We start from the raw sequence: 21456 nt of genomic DNA on the forward strand, positions 1-21456 counted from the left end.
TTTTTGCTTACCTCATTATACAAAAATTTAATTAAATTGGCTATCTTTTTTCCAATTTAATGCAATTTCTTTATCATGGTTAAGTTGGTCCACTAGTTCTTCAATGCCCTCAAATTTTTCCATATTACGAATCTTATCAAGCCAGATAATTTCTAAAGACTCACCATAAAGTTCACCATCAAAACCAAAAATATTAACTTCTAAGCGCATCTCTTTTCCACCAAAAGTGACATTCTTACCAATACTGGTCATAGAGCGGTAGCGATTCCCCCGGACCACGACATCAGTCACATAGACCCCATCGGCTGGGATAAAAGTGCGGTCAATCGGTGCTAAATTTGCTGTAGGAAAACCAATGGTCCGACCACGAGCATCACCATGAACAACCATACCTCGTGTAGAAAATTGATAACCTAGCAAGCGATTAGCCTGGGCAACTTCGCCAGCATAGATAGCCTCTCGTATCCAGGTGGAGGAAATTTTCCGACCAGCTTCTTGCAATTTTGGCATGGTATAGACAGTACCTGCAAAATTACGTCGCAAATAATCACTATCGGTGCGATTATGACCAAATTTATAATCAAAGCCCACCACGATATACTTAGGGTTAAGTTTTCCGATAAACGATTCAATAAAGTCATCCGAGGAAATTTTTGAAAAGGTTGTGGTAAAATCTGTTAAATACAAACGCTTAACACCATATTCGGCAAATTTTTGGTAACGTAAATCAGGGCGTGTAATATGTAAGAGAAGATCTGGTTGATATTTAACAAAAGCAAGCTTGGGACTTTCATTAAAGGTGAAACTAACCACATCAAGTCCTTCTGCCTGGGCTAGAGTCTGCGCTTTATCAAACAAGGACTTATGTCCTCGGTGTAAGCCATCAAAGTAGCCTAAAACAAGCACTGTCGGCTTGGATTCATGAATGTCTTGATAGGTTTCAATCTGTTGAATGTCCATAATATTCCTATTTATTCTATTAATACTTTTTTGGGTTTGTAAGCTTTTGATCTACGCTCTAAAATGGCAACCAATTTTTGTTTATAAAAAGCAGCCACTAATGGCGCCTCTACGGCTAAGATGACCTGTCGACCAAAGCTAATATCAGTATAGGCAGCTTGACTAAGTTGAACCTGTGGCAAATCTGCTACTCCTGCTTCGATGGGCAATAAGAAGGACCAATCGTTGGCTTTTAGCTTAGACGAAATTTCTTCTAGGCTAAGTGCTGAATCAATAGCTAAGCCGGCAGCAGCCGTTCGTTGTAAATAAGACATATGGCTGGCGTAACCTAGTTTTTGCCCCAAATCTACAGCCAGTGTTCGCACATAAGTCCCTTTGCCACAGGTGACCTTAAAACCAAAACGGCATAAGTCTTTTTCAAAGACAAGCGGCGTTGTGCGTTCAAAGCTTTTAATCTGAACCTGGCGCTTCGGACGCTCTACTGATTGGCCAGCACGGGCATATTCGTACAGCTTACGTCCCTTGACTTTTACTGCAGAATACATCGGAGGAATTTGTTCAATTTCACCTAAAAAACTAGTCATAGCCTGATCAACCATTGCTTCGGTCAGATCAGAAGACACTGGCGTCCTCTGAACAATCTCACCACTAGCATCTTCTGTTGATGTGGCATAACCCAGGGTGATTTGACCTTGGTAGCTCTTACCAGCATCGCTCATGTATTCAATGACCCGCGTTGCTCGTCCAACTGCAATCGGTAATACTCCCACTACATCCGGGTCCAGGGTCCCTCCATGTCCAATTTTTTTCTCATGAAGCATCCGTCGCAGCTTAAATACAACATCATGCGAAGTCATACCTGCGTCTTTTTTGACATTGATAATTCCCGATTTCATCTACTTTATTCTTTCTTATAACTTATTTATTATAACGCCATTGAAAGAACTTTGACAAGCAATCAGTCTTAGTCGTCACCAACTTGCAATGTCAAAGTATCAAGCGTACACTGAGTGTTCTTATCCGATTATCTAGAGCTCATCAAATTTGGCTCGCATCGTTGGATTGTGTCGCGTTAATTTTTTCACAGACACATCCTCTAGTTTATTGTTAGCTAGACGCAACTGGTTTTCGCTGGTCGTTAAGAAACGCTTGACTTCCTCCATGCGTTTGATTGATTTGTCAATTTCGTCAATCGCCTTTTTAAAGTTTTGGCTGGCAGAATTATAGTTTTTAGCAAAAGCAGTCTTGAAGTGATCCAGATCTTCTTCAAAATGGGTAATGTCAATATGCTGTTCCCTTACAAGAGCTAGTTCCTGCTTGTAGTGAAGAGCATTTAAAGCGGCATTACGCAATAAGCCAATCAACTGGATGAATAATTGCGGACGAACAACATACATCTTGGGGAATTCATGACTAACATCAACAATCCCTGTATTATAATAGTCATTGTCTGCCTCAAGCATGGACACAAGTACAGCATATTCACATTCTTTTTCAGTGCGATCTTTATCCAATTCCTTGAAAAAATCACTGTTTTTATGCTTGGTTTTGGTCGTATCAGCTTCGTTTTTCATCTCAAACATAATCGAAAGCAGCTCGACGCCATTTTCATCTGTTTCGCGGTAAATAAAGTCTCCCTTGGATCCACGTGCTGATAGGGTATTATCCTTGGTGAAAGTTGCATTGGGAAAAGCATAGCTACGCACCTTATTAAATTCGGTTTCAGCATAGTTTTCCAGACTCTCGCCAATGGCTTTAGTGGATTGCTGCGCTTTAAAATTTTTATAAAAAGCAACTTGTTCATTTGCAGCGGTTAATTGAGCATCATAGTAAGATTTCAATGCATTAACTGATAATTGACTTTCTTTTTCTTGCAGAGCCAGCTGGCTTTGCGCCTGATCCCGTTCTTTTTCGATTTTCACTAATTGCTCCTGGTAAGCACGCGCTTGCTCAAGTGAGAGTTTATCTAGTTGATGTTGTAACTGGGAGACTTCTTTTTCTTTAGCTGCTAAGCCTTTGGCCAAGTCCAATGCGTTTTGGGAGCTGAGCTGAGATAGCTTACTCTCTAGTGTCAAGATCTCTTTTTCTTTGTCAGCCAAAAGCTGGTTTTGTTTAAAGTTTTGCTCTTTTGCAAGCTGCTCAAGCTGACTTTGTAATCCTAAAATCTCTTGTTCCTTTTCTGAGATAGCTTTTTGCAGTTGCGACTGCGAACGTTCCTCAAGGAGCTGGACCTCTTTGTGTAAGCGATCAGTCAGCTCGTTGTCAAACGCCTCTCCTCGTACTTGAGCCAGGAGTTGACTGTACTCAGACTCATCAATCGTAAAAACAGTCTGGCAATGCGGACATTTTATTTCTTTCATTTTCTTTCTCTTTTTAATGGAATTATGTTAATTAAGATGGCGTTCAATTTCAGCACGAAGGTGATCCCACTCCTGCTTGGCCCGCAGCATCTTGCGTTGGTAATCATTATAGCCTCTAAGATAACGGCTAATGAGATAATCTTGTTTGACTAGAGGTAATTCTGGAATCGGAATTTCCAGTAATTCTTTTGTTGAGAGGTTCATCACATTTTTACCATGGTCAACTGCCTCCAAAAATGCCTGGCCAATCATCGAATCTAGGAAAAATTTAATGTAGTAACCACGCACATGTGATGTGGGACGTAGCACCGTTATATTGGAAGAAGCAAGCGTTTCATGGTCTTGTTGATGGAAGACACAGACCTTTTTGACGGTACCCTTAGAAGCAATCAGCACATCACCATCTTCTAGAATATAGCGCAGGAGTTGCCTGCGATCCTGTTGAAAAGAGCGCAGGCTCTCATAATGAATGCCTTCATTGCCCATATCTGATAAATTAATAAGGCGAAAGTCACCTGGTGGCAGCTGCTTAGCGATCGCTTTCCCTTTAAAGCATTCTGTCACCTCAGCTAAACGAATCTTAGGACGGCCATCTTCCAAATAAGCCCTAATCTGCTCTTGCATTACTCTAGTATCCTTCTATTAAAATATAGTATTTAAATACTACTACATTTCTCCTAATTCCTCAAGTGAAAAATGAAAAACAAGGGCTGATATATCCCACTACTGCCTTTTTTCTGACTTTAGTCAACCGACTTCAAGGCTTCAAGCATATCCATGCGCTTAAGCTGATAATGAACCCAAAAAGCTAAGCTGGCAACGACCAAACAAATGGTAAAAATAGGTAGAGCCAGCACATAGCACGCAATAGCATGGCCAAATTGCATGGACTCCGTTACTAACTGTGCCATGATCAATCGGTGAAGGCCCCATCCCCCAAGCAAACCAAGTAAGATACCAAGCCCTGTCAAAACAAGCGTTTCACGATAGATATAAAAGGTAACTTCTCCATCATAAAAACCTAAGACTTTTAGGGTTGAGAGTTCTCGTGCCCGCTCAGCCATGTTGATAGCTGTTAAATTATACAGAATCACCAAAGCTAAAACCGTAGCTAAAACCACCAAAAGAATCATGATATGACGTAAGGAGCGAACAGTAGCTTCTACAGAATGGCGCAGTGTCAATTGTTGACTGACATGGCTAACTGCTGGCTCCTTTAAAATGGTACTTGCTGCTGCTTTAATCGCACTTGCTCGCCTAGACTGTAATTGAAGAAAATAGCCATCTTCTACAGGAAGCTGAGCAAAGACATGTTGATAATAACCCTGTGAAACCACTATGTAATGCCCAACCTTCATATCAATAATACCCGCAACGCGTGCTTGATAGGTTTGACCTTGATCGTCTGTAATCGTTAGCATCTGCCCCTCTTTGACCTGATAGGCTTTGGCTAAAAGATCGGATAAAAGGATTCCTCGCTCAGGCACCCGAAGGCGCTGGCCAAAACGAGCGTCATATAGCCCAATAAAAGGGTGTAGGCTGGCATTTGGGCTCACTAAGATCGTAACAGCTTGCTTATTCGTCTGGCCGTCAATAGTGACCTGCAGCTGACTAATCCGGACCTCTTGCTTATCAGCAATAGCAGAGCTTTCCAAAGTATGCTCTAACCGTTTAAAATCTCTTGTTTGCCTTTGCTTTTTCACAAAAACCAGTAAATCATAAGGCGTCAATTGATGAAACTGTTGTTTTACCATAGACGACAAAGAAGCTTGAAGCCCAAGGCCAGCATACATTAAAGTCACAGAACCTGCCACCCCAAGCAAGGTCATCATCATCCTTTTTTTGGAGCGTAACATATTACGGGTAGTGACCTTTTGCGTAAACGATAGCTTACCCCAAAGCCAAGGCCAATATTCTAAAAATACCTTTGCCCCCTTAGTGGGTGGTTTTGGCACCAATAGCTGCGCTGGACGAGCCAAAAGGGTCTGTCGAACGACCAAAAAGGCTGGTAAAACTGCCGCAACCATAGCAAAAACAAGGGCCAAGGCTGCAGATGATACATCAAAAACAAGACTAACTTGTCCAAGGCCCAGTGGCTTAACAATAATACCTGCAATCAAATCAGCTAGATAATAGGTTCCACCAATAATTCCCAATAAGCTGCCCCAAAAGCTAGCCAAAAAGCCATAGGTTATTACCGTCATTCCAGTGGCCTGTTTAGAGTAGCCCATAGCTAACAATAAACCTAAATTGAGCCGCTCTTCATCAACATAGCGTGAAATCGTAGTAAAGGTCACTAGGGCAGCCACTATGTATAAAACAAGGGGGAAGATTTGACCAATCATCTGAATGGACCTAATAGCAGTATCATACGACTGATAACCTTCTGACCCAGCTAGAGTCATCCGATTAAAGCTTGTAAACCTAGGTGACTCTAGAAACCTTTCTTTCCCTATCTTTTTGTTGTCCTTGGTCTGTTGGAGGACTTTTTGCTGGCGCTGCTTAGCTTCTTGTGTCAGCGTTTTTAGTTTTTGATCAAGGGCTGCTTGATACTTTTGAAGTTGCATTTTATAGGCCTTAGTAAAGCCACCAAGAGGAGCTAAATCCTGATAAAAGATGCGGGCCATATTCTCAGGCATTTGAAAAGCTTCTTTTGAGAGTACCGCATAGGCCTTAAGATTCCCATCACCTTGTGTAGAAGCACCAAGGTTGGTCTTTGACCAAATTTCTGAAGAATAGGCAAAGCCTACCACCTTATAATCTCTATATCTTAAAGTGCCGTGATTTTGCGGCTTTAAGCTAATCGAGCTACCTAAAGGATATTGCTTTTCTAACCAGGGAGCTAGTGCAACCTCGGTCTTCATTTGAGGCAAGCGCCCTGCTGTAAGCTGAAATAAGGACTGCTGGCTCGGTTTTTGAAACAAACGGATAGCCTGCTTTCCTTTGTGACCCATAGTTGCTTCTAACACTCGGCTATAACTCATATCAACCTTGTCTAGGTGAGCCAATCGCTCTTTTTCCCGCTCTGAAAAGCCTTGATTTGCTAGTACCATCACATCAGCCACCCGGTGGCGTCTAATAAAGGCATTTCCTGTTTGCTCTAAGTCAGGTCCTGCTGCTTTTAAACCAACTAAAGCAAACGAACCCAAAGTCATTAATAAAAAGAGTGAGATAAAACGTGCCTTGGTTTCCCTAATCAATCGAAAAAGCGATTTCCATAGCGTATGCATTTACTGCTCCTTTTAATAGTCAATATTAGCGATAGGAACTGGCTGGGCGTTAACCGTGATAGACTCGACTTTAGCATCATGCAAACGAATCACTCGATCAGCCATCGAAGCTAAAGCACTATTGTGCGTAACAATAATGACCGTGGTAGCTTGGGTGTGTGCGAGGTCTTGCAATAATGTCAAAACTTGCTTACCAGTTTGATAATCTAAAGCTCCCGTAGGTTCATCACAAAGCAATAGCTTAGGCGACTTAGCCAAGGCGCGAGCAATCGAAACGCGCTGCTGCTCCCCGCCTGATAACTGACTGGGAAAATGATTTTGCCTTTCCTTAAGGCCAACATCCGCCAATGCCTCACTAGGATCACGATGATGCCGGACAAGCTCAACTGCCAATTCAACATTTTCCTTAGCAGTAAGATTGGGAACTAAATTATAAAATTGAAATACAAAGCCGACATTCTCACGGCGGTAAGCCGTCAATTGCTTGCTATTAAAATGGGTAATATCTTGCCCATCAATCAGAACCTGCCCCTGATCAGCTTGATCCATTCCACCTAAAATATTTAATAAAGTAGATTTTCCTGCACCAGAAGCACCTAGGATAACCACTAGCTCGCCTTTTTCTATTGTAAAGGTGATGTCTTTATTCGCATAAATCGTATGATCCCCCATCTTATAAAACCGTGATACTTCATCTAATGAGATATAGGACAAAATCAGCCTCCCCTGTTACCTGTGCCATAAAGCTTTGTCAAAAAAGCTTTTTTATGTTCTAAGTCTATTATATGATTATGAAAGAGCTTTCACAAGTGTTTAAAGAAGCGCGAACCATTTTTCAAGAAACCTGGCACGTGTTTTTAATCATAAAGTAAACAGAAGTTGATTTAGTCTAAAACCAAAACTGTGAAGGCATTCAAGGATGACAAAAAACGAATGAAGTTAGTGCCCAATCTTTTTGACTGGCACTTGATTTCCCTCATTCGTTTTAGAATAGTCTTCTGGCTTTGCATTTCTAGCAGTCTGACCTCGCAGCTTTTAGTTTAAGGGGGCATTTGCTAAATTGCTTGACATCAGGTACAACATCACCAACTTACAACAGTAGTGGTGGCCCAGCTAAGTCTACAGCTTTGTCCTTTAACTAATGGCATTTGATTGTCCTCCCTATTCTGCTTGCTCTCTTCTATAGCAGAGCGATGGATTTCTTTCTAAAAATAAAAAGCTAGAAACACTCTAGCTCACAATAGCAATAACGTTGCCAACCACCATCAAAAGAAAAACCGTGAAATGGTAACATTTCCTTGCGTTTTTTGACTAAGCAGCGCTGCTACTTTTTGAGTATGGTTTTGCTTTAAAAAAAGATTGAAGAAAATTGTTGGTAATGACCCTTTTCTTCAATCTAAACGATATCAGGTAAGGATGCTATAATCCCATAGAAAGATTGAAGAAATTTTTCATTCGAGAATAAACCGTATCATCTCCAACAAAGTAGATATGATCACCTTTTTCAATAACTGCATACGGGCCTGGCGAGATTAGAAACTTGCCATCATGCTCTATTGCAACTACTGTTGCACCTGTTTGATGCCAAAGATTAAGCACACCAATCGATTTACCAAAGTGTTCTGTATCACGGCTTACTATAATTTCATAAGGTGCCAAAGGATATTGCTTACTAATCGACTGACTTTGCATTAAAAAGTCATTTACTAACACATTCAGCTGATCCATATCATTTTGCTGAGCAGCAATATTTTGCCGAATCTTTTCTTTGATAACAGCAATAGAATGGGTCGTTTCATACTGCTTTATAAATTCAATCGCCTTCTCCTTTGATAAGACAATGGCCCCGCTACCGTGTTTGAGAGTTAAAATTTTCAAATCCGCTAAGATATTCAAACCCTTACGTGCTGTCTCTGGCGATACATTAAAGGTTGAAGCTATAGTAGTCCGTGATTTTAGCTTTTCCCCAACTTCATATTCTCCATTGGCAATTCGCCCGGCCACAGAGATGGCGATTTGTTGATATTTTGAGCTGGTCAGCTCCTTTTGATTCGCTTTCGTCATTTTCCACTCCTTTCTTTTGAATATCGCAGTGTTTATTACATTTTACTATCTTTTTTATCACATTGCAATTTCAATCTTAACTCATTTTAATCCAGTTTAAAATAAAGGCTGGTTAGTCAACCAGCCCTTTGTCTTATCAAAATGAGTATTTAAAACAAATCTAGTTAGTTGATGAATGGGTATTAGACTTTTCAGCAACTGATGTTTTGATTTGATCAGTTTTTTCACTGACATAATTGGAAGTTGAGCTTGCAGCACTTGATACACGATCTTGAACAGTTACTTCAGCTTCTTTTTGCTCTTCCTTGGTCCGAATATCCACCACATTGACATTAACTTCAACAACTTTTAAGTGTGTCATAACATCAACATTTTGGGCAACGATTTGTTTTAAGCCTTCAACGACTTTTGGAATATCCTTACCGTACTCAACAATAGCATCCAAATCAACAGCTACTTCTTTGCTACCTACCTCAACATTCACCCCATCGGTGACAGAGTCAGAATTGACCATGTTGTTTTTAATGTTAGAGAAAAAGCCACCACTAACAGCTAGTAAGCCATCAACATTTTCAAGGGCATGACCCACAATTTTTTCAATAACCTTATCATCATAAGTTAGTTTTGTTTTAATTGTATTTTCTGCCATCTTATTTCCTTTCTTCATCTTTGTCTTTTTTCAACCCTTTAGAAAGACCTTCTAATGTATCTTTAGCATTAGCCACAAATTCATCAAATTTACCAGAAACTTTTTCAACTTTTCCTTCTGATTCTAATGATTTGTCACCGGTCACTTTTCCTAGACCTTCTTTGATTTTACCACCTGCTTGATCAACTTTTGCATTCCATTTTTCTTCAGACATGATAGGCCACCTTTCTTAAATTAAATCTCAAAAATCAGTTATTATTGCACACGAGGTTCCGTTTGCATATTATCAACTCCATTATTGACAGAAGATTTGACGTTATTTACTTGTTTACTGGTAAATTGGCTAGTAGCTTGGGCAGCATCGCTCATTTTATCTTGGAGTGATACTTGATCAGCTTCGTATTGGGCACGTGTTTTAATGTCAGTAACATTGACATTTACTTCAATAACATCAAGATCAGTCATTTTTTTAACTTCTTGTTCAACCACTTCTTTAATTTGCTTGAAGATAGTTGGCACATGCTTTTGATATTCAGCAATAATATCTAAGTCAACTGCGACTTGTTTTTTACCAACCTCGACATTAACACCATCTCTTACGGAATCAGAGTTAACTAATTTTCCTTTAAGATTTGAGAAAAAGCCACCATTAACAGCTAGTAAACCATCAATATTTTCAAGGGCTAGCCCAACAATCTTTTCGATAACTTTATCTTCATAAGTGAGTTGGCCGCGGATACCAGAAGCATCCAAATGAGTGTTTGTTTTTGTTGTGTTTTTAATGTAAGTTTCAGTCATGGTAATTCTCCTTTTTGATATGATTGGGACTAATTTTTGCTTAATTATCTGCGGTTACGAAATTGTTCCAACAAGCCTGTTTTCTTTAAATACAATCCTAAATAGGCACCTAGGGCAGTAAACACTAATGCAAGAATGGTTTTCCAAAACCCAAAGGAAATAAATGAGATAGCTAAAATTAGTCCAATTCCAGCACCAATGATGGGATATTTATATTTTTCAAAAAATGTCATCTGAATGCTCCTATTCTACACGATCATGGTCAACCGTTCTGAGGTCAGTAGATTTAATATCTTTGACACGGACAGTAAAGTTTACTGGGCGATTAAGGCCAAGAAATTGACTTAAACCAGTCTCAATGCCTTTTTTAAGTCCGCTGATTTGCTCTGCTGCTCCTACTCGTGAGGCTAACTGACCAGCAACATCCACTTTAAACTTACGCTTATACATTGAGATGTTCACATTGGGACGTTTCATTAAGCCAGTTTCTTGCACAGCCGAGCGAACATAACCTTCAATAGCCGTTTTCTTCAACATTAAGGTGCCATTATCTTTAGCAAGCTTAATTTCGGTATAGGTACGTGGATAGAAAATCACCACTAACAATCCGATTACAACCACTATTGCCAACACAACAGCAGCCCAGAAGAAATAATAGTACAAACCAGGATTTAGATAATAGGGGACTTGGTTAGTATCCCAACTGAGCCAATCATAACTAGCTGGTAAATTCACATATCCCGCTGTAGCTGTAATCACCAGCAGCAAAATAGATAAGAGTACCAGACTAATAAGACTGAAAATAATTTTCAAAGACTTTGCCATATTTACCTCTTTTCTCTATGGAAGAACTTCCACTAACTAGGCTATGACCTATTAGCGAAGCTTACTAAGAACAAACGAAGTAACGGCAACAACAATGACTGCACCAATAATAGAGGGAATCAGTGCCATCCCAGCAAGTGATGGTCCCCAAGAACCCAACAATGCTTGGCCAACATAGGCTCCAACAAGACCAGCTACAATGTTAGCAATCCAGCCCATAGAGCCACCTTTTTTAGTAATCGCACCAGCAACAAGGCCGATGATTCCGCCAACGATTAATGTCCAAATAACTCCCATGATGTTTCTCCTTTTTCTTACAATTTGAGTCAGCCCGAAAATGTGACTACTCAAATTCATTTTAGTGTTGTTATTTTAAAATGTAAAATTTTTTAAGCCCTATCTCTAGGAAATTATTGCTTAAAACTTAAACTTTATTAAGTGACCACACTATTTATTGTTTATATTGTTATTATACACCCTCAGAAAATAATAGCAAGTAATATGACTTGATTTTGCAAAGTTTTTTTCACTACGCCTATTTAGGCATCCGATTAAGAATCAGCGAAGTAACGATAACAACAATAACGGCACCGATAATAGAGGGAATCAGTGCCATCCCCGCAAGTGATGGTCCCCACGTACCTAATAATGCTTGACCAACATAAGCCCCAACAAGTCCACCTACAATGTTGGCAATCCAGCCCATAGAGCCACCTTTTTTAGTAATCGCACCAGCAACAAGGCCGATGAGTCCACCTACAATTAGCGACCAAATAGTTCCCATAACCATTCTCCTTTATGTAAGTTATCTTTTAAGAATATTATTATTCTTAAAAGTGACTATATGAATTAAATCAATAAGTGTCATTTAGCAAATAGCTAGAATAAACCTTTTATCACTAATGTTAAAAAGCTTATATTTAAAGCTTTCTAAAAAGTGACCACTCTTTATTTAATTTATATTGTAATTATACAACTTCGAAGTGAGATGGCAAGCATTATGCTCAGCTTTTTTCACAAAAAACCTAGGCCAAAGACCTAGGTTAAACATGTTTAGGAACGTTTTTCAAGCGGGGCTACACTGGCTAAGAGTTTCTTTAAACCCACTTGGGGAAATTTTATCTTTAATTCCATCGTTGGGCCACTTCCTGAGACCTCAAGAACTGTACCATCTCCCCATTTTTTATGGTGGGCAATATCGCCAATCTCCCACGCCGGAACAAGCCCTTGTGAGGTTTGCTTTTGGGAAATAGCTGACGCTTGCAAGCGAGCTTGTTCTTGAGCTTTGCGCGCTTGAATAGCTTGGGATAAGCTCATCCCTTGACCAAATTGCTGGATCTGCGCTTGGCTATAGCGAACACCAAAGGAACTATTTGCTGGACGAGCTAAGCCTTGATAAGCTAACAAATCTTCGGATATTTCATGCAAAAAGCGTGTCGGGCGGTTATAACTAGTCTTACCAAAAAGAGTTCTCGTATTTGCATTGGTTAAAAAGAGGTGTTGTTCTGCACGTGTGATGCCAACATAGGCTAAGCGCCGCTCTTCTTCTAATTCATCAGGATCTTCACTGGCACGCGACAAGGGAAAGACACCTTCTTCCATTCCGATTAAAAAGACCACTGGAAACTCTAGTCCCTTAGCAGCATGTAGCGTCATTAACGTTACTTGGGCTGCTTCAGTTTGACCATCATCAGTATCAGCGATTAAAGCCAAATCATTTAGAAAACGTCCTAATCGATCAAGACCGCTCTCATCTGCTTCGAGCTTTTCTTGTTCATCAAAATGCTTGGTAACAGTTAAGAATTCCTCAATGTTTTCAATGCGGGCATGACTCTCTAAGGTGTTTTCGACCTTTAATGCTTCTAAATAATGGGTCTTCTCTAATAACTGCTCAGTCAATTCGGTGACGCTCAAGCGGTCCATCGTTCCTCGCAACTCATATAATATAGAAGAAAGTTCCATCATTGCTTGGGCAGCTTTGCCCTTTAAAGGCGACATGAGCAGATTAGATGAGGCTTCTAGTAATGATAATTGACTGCCTTGGGCAAACTGCCGTAATTTTTCCAAGGTACCTGGTCCTACACCTCGTTTGGGTTGATTGACAATTCGCTCAAATGATAGATTATCTGCTGGGTTGGCGATGACTGTCAAATAGGCAATAACATCACGAATTTCTTTGCGGCTATAGAATTTCGTTCCTCCAACCATTGTATAAGGAATATTTGACTTTAACAAAGCTTCTTCAATCGTTCGAGATTGTGCATTGGTCCTGTACAAAACTGCAAATTCTTTAAAGGCTTTGCCCAGTTCTTGTGCCATGTTACTGATAGTCGAGGCTACAAAGACAGCTTCGTCTTGCTCATCATGGGCCCGGTAATAAACGAGCTGTTCACCTTCGGGATTTTGCGTCCATAATTCCTTGGGCCTGCGATTGGCATTATTAGCAATCACATCATTAGCAGCCTTTAGAATTTTTTTAGAAGAGCGATAGTTTTCTTCTAATAGGACAACCTTTGCATCGGGATAATCTTTTTCAAAATCAAGTATATTTTGCATATCCGCGCCGCGCCAGCCATAAATAGACTGATCGGCGTCACCTACAACACAGATATTTTTAAAACGAGAGGCCAGTAATTTGACTAATTGATATTGAGCGTGGTTTGTATCTTGGTACTCATCAACGTGGATATACTGATAGCGTTGTTGATAGTAAGCCAACACGTCCTGATGGTGATCAAAAAGACGTAGGGTCATCATAATCAAATCATCAAAGTCCATCGCTTCGCTGCGCTGCAACTCTTCTTGATATAAGCGATAGCACTTGGCCACAATCTGGCTATAAAGATCACTAGCTTGCGCTTCATAAGCAACTTCGTCTAATAAATCATTTTTTGCATTGGAAATAGTGGCCAAGATGGTGCGCTCATTCCATTTTTTGGGATCAATATTGAGCTGTTTAAGGATACGCTTCATCAATGTGCGCTGCTCACCCGGATCAACAATCGTAAAATTGCGATTATAGCCAATCCGGTCTGCCTCACGCCGTAAAATGCGAACACACATGCTATGAAAAGTAGCAATTAAGGTATCTTGTGTAGCGGGATTAAGGACCAAAGCCCGCTCTTTCATCTCACGCGCCGCTTTATTGGTAAAAGTGATAGCTAAAATATTCCAGGGGTTAACACATTTTTCATCAATCAAATAAGCAATGCGATGGGTCAAGACCCGTGTCTTACCAGAACCTGCACCAGCCATAATTAAGAGGGGACCTTCTGTGGTCTGCACAGCCAAGGCCTGTTTGTCATTCATTCCATTCAATAAAGGATTCATCATATCTCCCAAAATTATCCTAACTTGGTCTGTCAATGGCAGACCTATAACGTTACAATTATAACATGAGACAGCTAAAAACTAAACCATTTGACAGATTTGCCCCCGCCATAGGCATGAAAAAACATGTACGCTTTTTAGCTCCATGCCTTGTTTTAATACCTTTTTAAGGCATTGCTATTTGATATAAACTGCTGCTGACATTTTGCTTGAAGATAATAGAAACTATCATCCAAAAGACGGCCTGTAAGGCTTGATAGCTTACTGCTTGCCCAGGACCCAGACCAGGTAATACGTGATAAAAGGACGCTTGCTAGTGAGCATTAAGTAGCACCTGATGAGTCAGGTATAAGATTTGACTTTCTTTGTCGCTTTTTGTAAAATAGATGTAAATTTCATAATATCGAATGATGTCAAGCAGGAGAAGAAAAGCATTTCGCCGAAGGATTAATACTCTCAGGTGTTCTCTTGTAGAACGGGACTGCTTGATGGACGAACTTCTGGAGAGACCAGTCAATGGCGCCGAAGGGGCAAGGCAATCCTGCTCAATCTCTCAGGCAAAAGGACAGAAGATAAACAAGCATGCAAAACATCTCTATTTTTGTATCTTTTTGTCTTTACATACCAGAAGTTATCCTTGGATAACTTCTTTTTTTGATGTTATGGGCATTTTGACAAAGGAGAAGAGGATGACATCTTTAGCAAACCAACTTGACAATCTCGTCTGGGGACCGCCCTTACTGATTTTGCTAGTGGGTACAGGGCTTTATTATAGTATCCGCTTGGGTTTCTTACAAATCAAAAAATTAGGCTTTGCCTTGACACTGATTCTTAGAAAAAGCGACGGCAAGGGGGACATTTCGAGTTTTGCTGCTTTAGCAACGGCGCTTGCAGCCACCGTAGGTACCGGTAACATGGTCGGGGTGGCGACAGCCATTAAAACCGGTGGACCAGGTGCCCTTTTTTGGATGTGGGTTGCGGCGTTTCTGGGAATGGCCACTAAATATGCCGAAGGCGTATTAGCTATCAAATACCGTACGCTTGATAACAAGGGGCAGGTGGCTGGAGGCCCGATGTATTACATCACCCAAGGCATGGGCAAAAAATGGCGGCCACTGGCCACTTGCTTTGCCTTTTTTGGCACTCTGGTTGCCCTATTTGGGATTGGAACATTCGCCCAAGTCAATGCCATCACTTCAGCAGTCAATCATAGCTTTGGCTTATCACCAAAATGGCTGAGCATCCTCCTAGCTCTTCTGGTAGCTCTCATCATTTTTGGAGGTATCCAGAGTATTTCCAAAGTCGCAGAAAAATTAGTACCCTTCATGGCTATTACCTATATCCTAGCAACATTAATGGTTATTTGTAGCCACTACACCCAATTACTGCCAATGTTAGGACTGGTCTTTAAATCAGCTTTCACTCCCCTTGCTGCCATGGGCGGCTTTGGCGGAGCCCTAGTCAAAGAAGCTATCCAAAAAGGAATTGCTCGAGGGGTCTTTTCCAATGAAGCCGGACTTGGGTCAGCTCCGATTGCAGCTGCTGCTGCTAAAACAAAACAACCTGTCGAGCAAGGTTTAGTCTCTATGACAGGAACATTTATTGACAGCATCATTATCTGTACCTTAACAGGCTTAGCTATTTTAGTTTCTGGCCAATGGACCTCTTCTCTTGAAGGGGCACCTTTGACGCAAGCTGCTTTTGCCTCTATTTTTGGCCATTTAGGTCAGATTGCCTTTATGATTTCCTTGATTTTATTTGCCTTTACCACCATCCTTGGTTGGAGCTACTATGGTGAAAGGTGCTTCGCCTTTTTAGCGGGTTCTGCCCACCTGAATTATTTTCGGCTGCTATTTGTCACTATGGTCGCACTTGGTGGCTATCTAAAGTTAGACTTTGTTTGGATACTGGCTGATATTGTCAATGGCCTCATGGCGATTCCTAATCTAATTGCTTTGTTGGCCCTTGCTCCAGTAGTCATCCAAGAAACACAAGCTTATTTTCATAATCACAGCCAGTGACAGCTGACAAACCTCGTTTGTTATATTCTTACCAGGCGTAAGACCTACTAGTCAGCTGAAAAAAACGAACGCCATATGATATAATGGGGATTGTATAGAGGAGATAAGATGAAGCAAGATCCAATTGATAATGTAAAAATGGCTAAACGTGGTCCCCTTGTTAGTATTTGTGCATACTTAGTGATTAGTATTGCAAAACTCGTCATGGGGACCCTGTGGCACTCCAACTCTCTGATAGCTGATGGTTTTAATAACTTATCCGATATTGTCGGAAATGTAGCCCTCTTGATTGGTCTTCATTTAGCTAGCCAGCCTGCTGATAACAATCACCGCTTTGGCCATTGGAAGTTTGAAGACATCTCCAGTTTGATAACTTCTTTTATGATGTTTTTTGTCGGATTTCAAGTGCTCACTCAAACGATTGAGGCGATTATCGCAAATGATCAAACTGCTGTTGACCCCCTTGGAGCCATTGTTGGGCTGGTATCCGCCCTAATAATGTTTTTTGTCTATACCTACAATAAGCGCTTATCTAAGCGCGTCAAATCCAGTGCATTGGTCGCCGCTTCTAAAGATAACTTATCAGATGCGGTCACTTCGATCGGCACAGCGGTTGCTATTTTGGCTGCTTCGCTGCATTTAACCATTATTGATAGAATTGCCGCGATTATCATTACCTTCTTCATTTTAAAGACAGCCTTTGATATTTTTATGCAAAGTGCCTTTAGTTTGTCGGACGGTTTTGATAACCGGCATTTAAAAAAATATGAGCAAGCTATTTTAGAAATTCCCAAGGTTAATGCCGTTAAATCGCAACGCGGACGGACTTATGGCAGTAATGTTTATCTGGATATTGTCTTAGAAATGCATCCTGATTTATCTGTTTATGAAAGCCATGCTATTACCGAACAAGTTGAGCAAATGCTCAGCGAACGCTTTGCTGTTTATGATATTGATATTCATGTTGAGCCTTCTCGCATCCCTGAAGATGAGATTCCAGCAAATGTGCAAGCAAAGCTCCTGCGTCAGGAAAAAATGATCTTGGCAAAAATTCCCCAGTACCAAGAGCTGCTCTCAGACGACTTTTTGCTTATTGATTCTAGTGGCAAAAGTTTAACCAAGGAGCAACTAGATAGCCACGTTTACTCCCAACGAACCGAGATTAAAAACATCTCTTTTGTTTCACTCAGTCAAAAAACAAAGCTGCTTTCTTATGAGTTAGATGGCTACCTGCACACCAGTCTCTGGCGGCGAAAGGAGACGTGGTACTTACGTCATCACCAAGTAACCCCCATTCAAAAGAAAATCGCGTCAGTTAAACACAAACACTATCACATTAGCAAAATAACCTAAATCAAAAGCAAGAACTAACATATCTGATTGTTATGCAACCATATGTGTTAGTTCTTACTTTTTTTACAAGACTTTCTGAGGTCATTAGACACGTTAGTGCGAGACTGTAGTCATAGATAATATCAACTAATCCATGATTCATGACTAGCACTCCCGAAACAACGGTCTTAAGACCAAGTTCTCATGCTTTTTAAGTCTCAGTGCCAACCCGATTTTTACAGTGTCTATCTTCAGCAAGCTAGTAGTCAGCAAGCTTGTCTAAGGACAGTTTGCTTAAGCTCTAACCTGCTCAATAGCAGCCACAATTTCAGCAATTAAGTCCTGGTCTTCTAAGCCGGTAACCTCTCTCACCACTTGTGGTAGGTCAGTTTCAGAAAGCATCTGTTGCAATTGCTGACTTTGTTCGTCATTGTCATCACGATAAGTAAAGACGTAAGCTACCGTTTTAAGGAGATTATCATAAGGTAAGCTGCGCTCTTTCAATTCTCTGATTGGACGAATAAAGCGTTCATCGTAGCCTAATTTGCGAAGCGGCGTCCGCGCCACCCGACTAACATCATCAACTATGTAAGGGTTTTTAAATCGACTGATAATAACAGCATGATAAGCCTTCAAGGCATCCTCAGTAAAATCCCATTTGGCAATCAGGAGTTGTCTCATTTCCCCAAAAACAGCAGCTAATTGAGTTTTGACCTCGGGGATGCTAAGTGCTTGCAAGATGGTTTTGACACCCGCATGTGCCCCGCTGTATGCTGCTGTTGCGTGACCAGAATTCACCGAGAACAATTTTCGTTCAATAAAAGGCTCCAGGTTTTCTTCATAGTGAACACCGGCTAGTTTGAGGCTTGCATTTTTCATTTTGCTAGTCTCTACGACCCACTCTTTAAAAGGCTCAACGACCACAAATAAGGGATCCTCATGCGATTGGGCAGGTACAATGCGATCAACCGCAGCATTGGGAAAGCCGACATATTGTTCAACATAGGCTTGATCTGCAGGTTCTAAGTATTTTGCGACCTCACTCAACAAAAACTGTGACCCACCAATCATATTTTCACAGGCTAAAACATCAATTGGTTCTGTCACACCAGCGAGACGGCGTTTTTGGATACCTTGGGCAATCAGCTGCGCAATAAAGGGCAAAATATTGGGCCCTATAGCTGTTGTGATGATTGTTGCTTCTACAATCGCGTTCACAACGGCTTCTGGATGGAGACGGCTATTTATACCAGACACATTATTCACACATACCTGACGTTTGCCATCTTCTGCAATTTCAATTGTATAAGAATGGTGCTGATTTAAAGCCTCAATAATGGTTTCATTAACATCAACAAACTCAATAGCAAAGCCATTTGCTGCTAAAACCTCTCCAACAAAACCACGGCCAATATTACCTGCTCCAAAGTGTACTGCTTTTTTCATGTTTAGCTCCTTTTTTTGCTTTGGTTACTCATCAACAGTGGTTAATAAATGAATGACTTGCTCGACTGATTGGGCATCTGCCAACTTAACCACATTATCGACATCAGCACAAAAAATCGAAATTTTTTGAATCAAGGCCAAATGGTCATCACCAATGCCAGCAATACCAAAGAGAACCGTCGCAATTTGCGGAGCTGCTTGTGTCCCAAAATTCACACCGCCAGGTACTTGCACCACAGCTAATCCAGACTTGTGGACACTCTTTTTAGCTGCATCCGTCCCATGCGGAATGGCAATAAAATTGCCCATATACACTGATAATTCCTTATCACGATCAAGCATAGCTTGAATGTAATCTTGATCAACATAGCCATTTTCGTAAAGCAGGTTTCCACAATAACGAATCGCTTCTTCTTTGCTTGCAAAGCTTTGATTTAAGGCAATCAACTGCTTTTGAAATTCCATATTAGTTCTCCATTTTCTTAATTTTATCGGTAAAAATGTGATTTAACAGATGATAAATGATGTCAGCATTGCCCTTTTTATAAATCTCCGTATAAAGATGATTTTCAATAATTGATTGACTGATAGCCGTCATTAGTTCTCGGACTTCATCAACCTCATCATGCTTGGTTAACATCACCAAAATACGTGAGACCATCTCGTCTTCGCCATTCATTGATTTAGCCTTAACAGGATGCTCTAGCTCAAAAATCATAAAAATGGATTGCTTGACCTGATGCGACTGAGTGTGAATCAAGGCTAGGTTAGTTTCTGGAATTGCCAGCGGACTCTCTTGAAAACGCCGAATGAGCTTATCAGCCAAGTAAGGCTGATCATCAACCACAGACAATTGAGCAACCAAATCATAAATCGTTTGCTGAAAGGAAGCTTGATTATGCAATTGTTTTAAAGTAAACGTTTGTAAAATCGCTTGGCTGGCAGTCAAATAAGACTGCAAATTCAGATGCATGGGAAACACAGTATCTTCGCGAAACTTGACCTCGCGGTTAATCTGTATCTCCTGTAAAAACTGCTCTAAAGATACCATTTCATTAGCAGCGGGAAAGGTTGATACGATGCGAATGCGCTGGTCAGCCATGGGCTTTGTCGCCAAGATGGCATCATACTCTTTAAAGTCATTTTCACCTAACTGACGCGTGCTTTTAGTCCTGATAGAAGCAATAAAGGGAGCGATATTTTTCATCCGTGAAACTAATAATTCAGTGGCCAGTGGTCGTTCATCCGTCAGTAATAAAACCTGAACCGGATAAATGTGGGGGCTGCGCCGAAGACTCGAGGCAAAATGTAGGGTAACCAACTCCCATTCTGACTCTGTTTGAATGTATAAGGGAAAGATTTCCATCATTAACAATTTGATAACACGGTGCAAATACTCATTTTGCTCAAATGCATCATGTGCCAAGCTAGCAACACTGGTCTTGGCAAAGAGAATCGGCACTGCTAAGGTCAAACGCAGATGATTGAACAAGAATTTAAACAAGGTCTGATCCTTGGTAAAGGCAATTTTTGTGTAAAGGGCTACCTTATCAATTAAATTAGATACACTATAGAAAAATTCGCTATCAAAATTTTCCTGGTATAGAGGAGTTTCCTGCCGCTTTAAAAGAGCCGTATCTAAGAGCGCAGCAAATGTTAATATTTCCTGAATGGGATAAAAGGTCTGAGTTTGTGCTGAAAAATCAGCATAGACTTTCTTAGCAAAATCAAGTGCTGTCTTACTCACCGCCTGTGGTTGATCTTCCACCGCGTACCAATTGCTTAAGACCAGATTAAAGACAAAATACTGGACCAGTTTAGCATCCATCTCAGGTAGTTGCTGCTGATAGCGCTGAAAAATATCCAGGGCAATCAGTAAATGCTCTGTTTGCATGGGCTTGAAATATCCCATTTGCCCCTGCCAAAAATCTGATAGACTAATATTATTAGATAGTAAAACGGCTAACAAGCGACGACGCATAAGGGCTGAGCCTGTCAAGGCGTAGCCCTTTAATCGCTTTAGTGTCATGCCAAAACTAGCTAAACGTTCTTCTACTTCTGCAACATCTTGTATGATCGTCACATTACTAACACCTAATAGGCTTTGAAGTTCATCATTCGTTATTTCTTGATCGGCTATAAGCAAGTGATAAGTAATACGATTAAGACGCTCCATTTTTGAAAAGCTAGCTTGACTCCTGTAATCTGCAATACGAGATAATTGTCCTGTCAGCAAATACTTGTGGTTTTCTTTAACAATGCCAACAGCTAGAGGGTTCAAACTAACCGTCAAGTCATTAAGGACACGATAGGCTGTCCGCTTGGACACTTTCAAAATAGCAGCAATATTATCCATTGAAAGCTTCCCATAACGAAGAAATGCTTGCAATAATTGTTCTTCTCGTTTTGTTAATAGCATCCTTTTATCATGTATTTCCTTG

20 protein-coding genes and 1 riboswitch are annotated in these 21456 nt (G+C 40.7%); of the genes, 2 read left to right on the forward strand and 18 right to left on the reverse strand.

The annotated features are described in order from the left end of the window. Positions 1 to 27 precede the first annotated feature (27 nt). The 15 genes from GWD08_RS01865 to pcrA all read right to left on the reverse strand — a co-directional run bounded on the left by GWD08_RS01865 (position 28) and on the right by pcrA (position 14219). Positions 28 to 960: a bifunctional riboflavin kinase/FAD synthetase gene (locus GWD08_RS01865; protein ID WP_159564013.1), complete on the reverse strand. Its 933-nt coding sequence runs from the start codon at positions 958 to 960 to the stop codon at positions 28 to 30. 11 nt (positions 961 to 971) lie between these two features. After that, positions 972 to 1856: a tRNA pseudouridine(55) synthase TruB gene (truB, locus tag GWD08_RS01870; protein WP_159544001.1), complete on the reverse strand. Its 885-nt coding sequence runs from the start codon at positions 1854 to 1856 to the stop codon at positions 972 to 974. Between the two features lie 132 nt (positions 1857 to 1988). After that, complete coding sequence (locus tag GWD08_RS01875) at positions 1989 to 3320, reverse strand: DUF2130 domain-containing protein (RefSeq protein ID WP_159564014.1); 1332 nt, start codon at positions 3318 to 3320, stop codon at positions 1989 to 1991. A gap of 27 nt (positions 3321 to 3347) precedes the next feature. Further along, the gene (locus tag GWD08_RS01880) at positions 3348 to 3944 is read right to left on the reverse strand and encodes a restriction endonuclease subunit S domain-containing protein (RefSeq protein WP_159549518.1); all 597 of its coding nucleotides are present in this window, start codon (positions 3942 to 3944) and stop codon (positions 3348 to 3350) included. A 119-nt stretch (positions 3945 to 4063) separates the two neighbouring features. Further along, complete coding sequence (locus GWD08_RS01885; RefSeq protein ID WP_159564015.1) at positions 4064 to 6550, reverse strand: ABC transporter permease; 2487 nt, start codon at positions 6548 to 6550, stop codon at positions 4064 to 4066. A 12-nt stretch (positions 6551 to 6562) separates the two neighbouring features. Further along, entirely contained in the window at positions 6563 to 7264 is a 702-nt protein-coding gene (locus GWD08_RS01890; protein ID WP_167547761.1) for an ABC transporter ATP-binding protein, read from the reverse strand. 705 nt (positions 7265 to 7969) lie between these two features. Continuing rightward, positions 7970 to 8614 (reverse strand): GntR family transcriptional regulator, encoded by a 645-nt coding sequence (locus GWD08_RS01895; RefSeq protein ID WP_159544010.1) that lies wholly within the window; start codon positions 8612 to 8614, stop codon positions 7970 to 7972. Positions 8615 to 8774: 160 nt separating this feature from the next. Then, positions 8775 to 9263 carry an Asp23/Gls24 family envelope stress response protein gene (locus GWD08_RS01900; RefSeq protein ID WP_159549524.1) on the reverse strand — a complete coding sequence of 163 codons (489 nt, stop codon included), beginning with the start codon at positions 9261 to 9263 and terminating at the stop codon, positions 8775 to 8777. Between the two features lies 1 nt (position 9264). Next, positions 9265 to 9477: a CsbD family protein gene (locus tag GWD08_RS01905; protein WP_159544014.1), complete on the reverse strand. Its 213-nt coding sequence runs from the start codon at positions 9475 to 9477 to the stop codon at positions 9265 to 9267. Between the two features lie 41 nt (positions 9478 to 9518). Further along, a complete protein-coding gene (locus GWD08_RS01910) occupies positions 9519 to 10061 on the reverse strand; it encodes an Asp23/Gls24 family envelope stress response protein (protein ID WP_159549530.1) in 543 nt (180 codons plus the stop codon). A gap of 44 nt (positions 10062 to 10105) precedes the next feature. After that, positions 10106 to 10294, reverse strand: coding sequence for a DUF2273 domain-containing protein (locus GWD08_RS01915; protein ID WP_159544018.1), 189 nt, complete (start codon positions 10292 to 10294; stop codon positions 10106 to 10108). Between the two features lie 10 nt (positions 10295 to 10304). Then, complete coding sequence (gene amaP, locus GWD08_RS01920; protein ID WP_159544020.1) at positions 10305 to 10886, reverse strand: alkaline shock response membrane anchor protein AmaP; 582 nt, start codon at positions 10884 to 10886, stop codon at positions 10305 to 10307. A gap of 51 nt (positions 10887 to 10937) precedes the next feature. Then, positions 10938 to 11183 (reverse strand): GlsB/YeaQ/YmgE family stress response membrane protein, encoded by a 246-nt coding sequence (locus GWD08_RS01925; protein WP_159564016.1) that lies wholly within the window; start codon positions 11181 to 11183, stop codon positions 10938 to 10940. Positions 11184 to 11421: 238 nt separating this feature from the next. After that, positions 11422 to 11670: a GlsB/YeaQ/YmgE family stress response membrane protein gene (locus GWD08_RS01930; RefSeq protein ID WP_159564017.1), complete on the reverse strand. Its 249-nt coding sequence runs from the start codon at positions 11668 to 11670 to the stop codon at positions 11422 to 11424. A 269-nt stretch (positions 11671 to 11939) separates the two neighbouring features. Further along, the gene (gene pcrA, locus GWD08_RS01935) at positions 11940 to 14219 is read right to left on the reverse strand and encodes a DNA helicase PcrA (RefSeq protein ID WP_425280423.1); all 2280 of its coding nucleotides are present in this window, start codon (positions 14217 to 14219) and stop codon (positions 11940 to 11942) included. Between the two features lie 487 nt (positions 14220 to 14706). Next, positions 14707 to 14795: riboswitch (glycine riboswitch) on the forward strand. A 110-nt stretch (positions 14796 to 14905) separates the two neighbouring features. Between pcrA and GWD08_RS01940 the strand changes: the two genes are divergently transcribed. Both GWD08_RS01940 and GWD08_RS01945 read left to right on the forward strand, forming a co-directional pair. Next, on the forward strand, positions 14906 to 16237 hold the full coding sequence (locus tag GWD08_RS01940; RefSeq protein ID WP_159564018.1) for an alanine/glycine:cation symporter family protein: 1332 nt from the start codon (positions 14906 to 14908) through the stop codon (positions 16235 to 16237). A 108-nt stretch (positions 16238 to 16345) separates the two neighbouring features. Continuing rightward, positions 16346 to 17590, forward strand: coding sequence for a cation diffusion facilitator family transporter (locus tag GWD08_RS01945; protein ID WP_159564019.1), 1245 nt, complete (start codon positions 16346 to 16348; stop codon positions 17588 to 17590). Positions 17591 to 17863: 273 nt separating this feature from the next. On the opposite strand, the gene GWD08_RS01950 is transcribed toward GWD08_RS01945, so the two are convergent. The 3 genes from GWD08_RS01950 to GWD08_RS01960 are packed head-to-tail and all read right to left on the reverse strand — an operon-like array spanning position 17864 to position 21434. Further along, a complete protein-coding gene (locus GWD08_RS01950; RefSeq protein WP_159564020.1) occupies positions 17864 to 19015 on the reverse strand; it encodes a mannitol-1-phosphate 5-dehydrogenase in 1152 nt (383 codons plus the stop codon). Between the two features lie 24 nt (positions 19016 to 19039). Then, positions 19040 to 19480 carry a PTS mannitol transporter subunit IIA gene (locus tag GWD08_RS01955; RefSeq protein ID WP_159564021.1) on the reverse strand — a complete coding sequence of 147 codons (441 nt, stop codon included), beginning with the start codon at positions 19478 to 19480 and terminating at the stop codon, positions 19040 to 19042. A gap of 1 nt (position 19481) precedes the next feature. Beyond that, the gene (locus tag GWD08_RS01960) at positions 19482 to 21434 is read right to left on the reverse strand and encodes a BglG family transcription antiterminator (protein WP_159549216.1); all 1953 of its coding nucleotides are present in this window, start codon (positions 21432 to 21434) and stop codon (positions 19482 to 19484) included. Positions 21435 to 21456 lie beyond the last annotated feature (22 nt).

The organism is Streptococcus halichoeri, assembly GCF_009870755.1.
In the GTDB taxonomy this organism is placed as follows: domain Bacteria; phylum Bacillota; class Bacilli; order Lactobacillales; family Streptococcaceae; genus Streptococcus; species Streptococcus halichoeri.

What these genes read in the sequence shown, in the direction of transcription:
- GWD08_RS01885 (WP_159564015.1), bottom strand. Translation starts at nt 6,550, where the DNA reads ATGCATACGCTATGGAAATCGCTTTTTCGATTGATTAGGGAAACCAAG.
- GWD08_RS01940 (WP_159564018.1), top strand. Translation starts at nt 14,906, where the DNA reads ATGACATCTTTAGCAAACCAACTTGACAATCTCGTCTGGGGACCGCCC.
- pcrA (WP_425280423.1), bottom strand. Translation starts at nt 14,219, where the DNA reads ATGATGAATCCTTTATTGAATGGAATGAATGACAAACAGGCCTTGGCT.
- GWD08_RS01930 (WP_159564017.1), bottom strand. Translation starts at nt 11,670, where the DNA reads ATGGGAACTATTTGGTCGCTAATTGTAGGTGGACTCATCGGCCTTGTT.
- GWD08_RS01865 (WP_159564013.1), bottom strand. Translation starts at nt 960, where the DNA reads ATGGACATTCAACAGATTGAAACCTATCAAGACATTCATGAATCCAAG.
- GWD08_RS01875 (WP_159564014.1), bottom strand. Translation starts at nt 3,320, where the DNA reads ATGAAAGAAATAAAATGTCCGCATTGCCAGACTGTTTTTACGATTGAT.
- amaP (WP_159544020.1), bottom strand. Translation starts at nt 10,886, where the DNA reads ATGGCAAAGTCTTTGAAAATTATTTTCAGTCTTATTAGTCTGGTACTC.
- GWD08_RS01905 (WP_159544014.1), bottom strand. Translation starts at nt 9,477, where the DNA reads ATGTCTGAAGAAAAATGGAATGCAAAAGTTGATCAAGCAGGTGGTAAA.
- truB (WP_159544001.1), bottom strand. Translation starts at nt 1,856, where the DNA reads ATGAAATCGGGAATTATCAATGTCAAAAAAGACGCAGGTATGACTTCG.
- GWD08_RS01910 (WP_159549530.1), bottom strand. Translation starts at nt 10,061, where the DNA reads ATGACTGAAACTTACATTAAAAACACAACAAAAACAAACACTCATTTG.
- GWD08_RS01955 (WP_159564021.1), bottom strand. Translation starts at nt 19,480, where the DNA reads ATGGAATTTCAAAAGCAGTTGATTGCCTTAAATCAAAGCTTTGCAAGC.
- GWD08_RS01960 (WP_159549216.1), bottom strand. Translation starts at nt 21,434, where the DNA reads ATGCTATTAACAAAACGAGAAGAACAATTATTGCAAGCATTTCTTCGT.
- GWD08_RS01950 (WP_159564020.1), bottom strand. Translation starts at nt 19,015, where the DNA reads ATGAAAAAAGCAGTACACTTTGGAGCAGGTAATATTGGCCGTGGTTTT.
- GWD08_RS01880 (WP_159549518.1), bottom strand. Translation starts at nt 3,944, where the DNA reads ATGCAAGAGCAGATTAGGGCTTATTTGGAAGATGGCCGTCCTAAGATT.
- GWD08_RS01915 (WP_159544018.1), bottom strand. Translation starts at nt 10,294, where the DNA reads ATGACATTTTTTGAAAAATATAAATATCCCATCATTGGTGCTGGAATT.
- GWD08_RS01900 (WP_159549524.1), bottom strand. Translation starts at nt 9,263, where the DNA reads ATGGCAGAAAATACAATTAAAACAAAACTAACTTATGATGATAAGGTT.
- GWD08_RS01895 (WP_159544010.1), bottom strand. Translation starts at nt 8,614, where the DNA reads ATGACGAAAGCGAATCAAAAGGAGCTGACCAGCTCAAAATATCAACAA.
- GWD08_RS01925 (WP_159564016.1), bottom strand. Translation starts at nt 11,183, where the DNA reads ATGGGAGTTATTTGGACATTAATCGTTGGCGGAATCATCGGCCTTGTT.
- GWD08_RS01945 (WP_159564019.1), top strand. Translation starts at nt 16,346, where the DNA reads ATGAAGCAAGATCCAATTGATAATGTAAAAATGGCTAAACGTGGTCCC.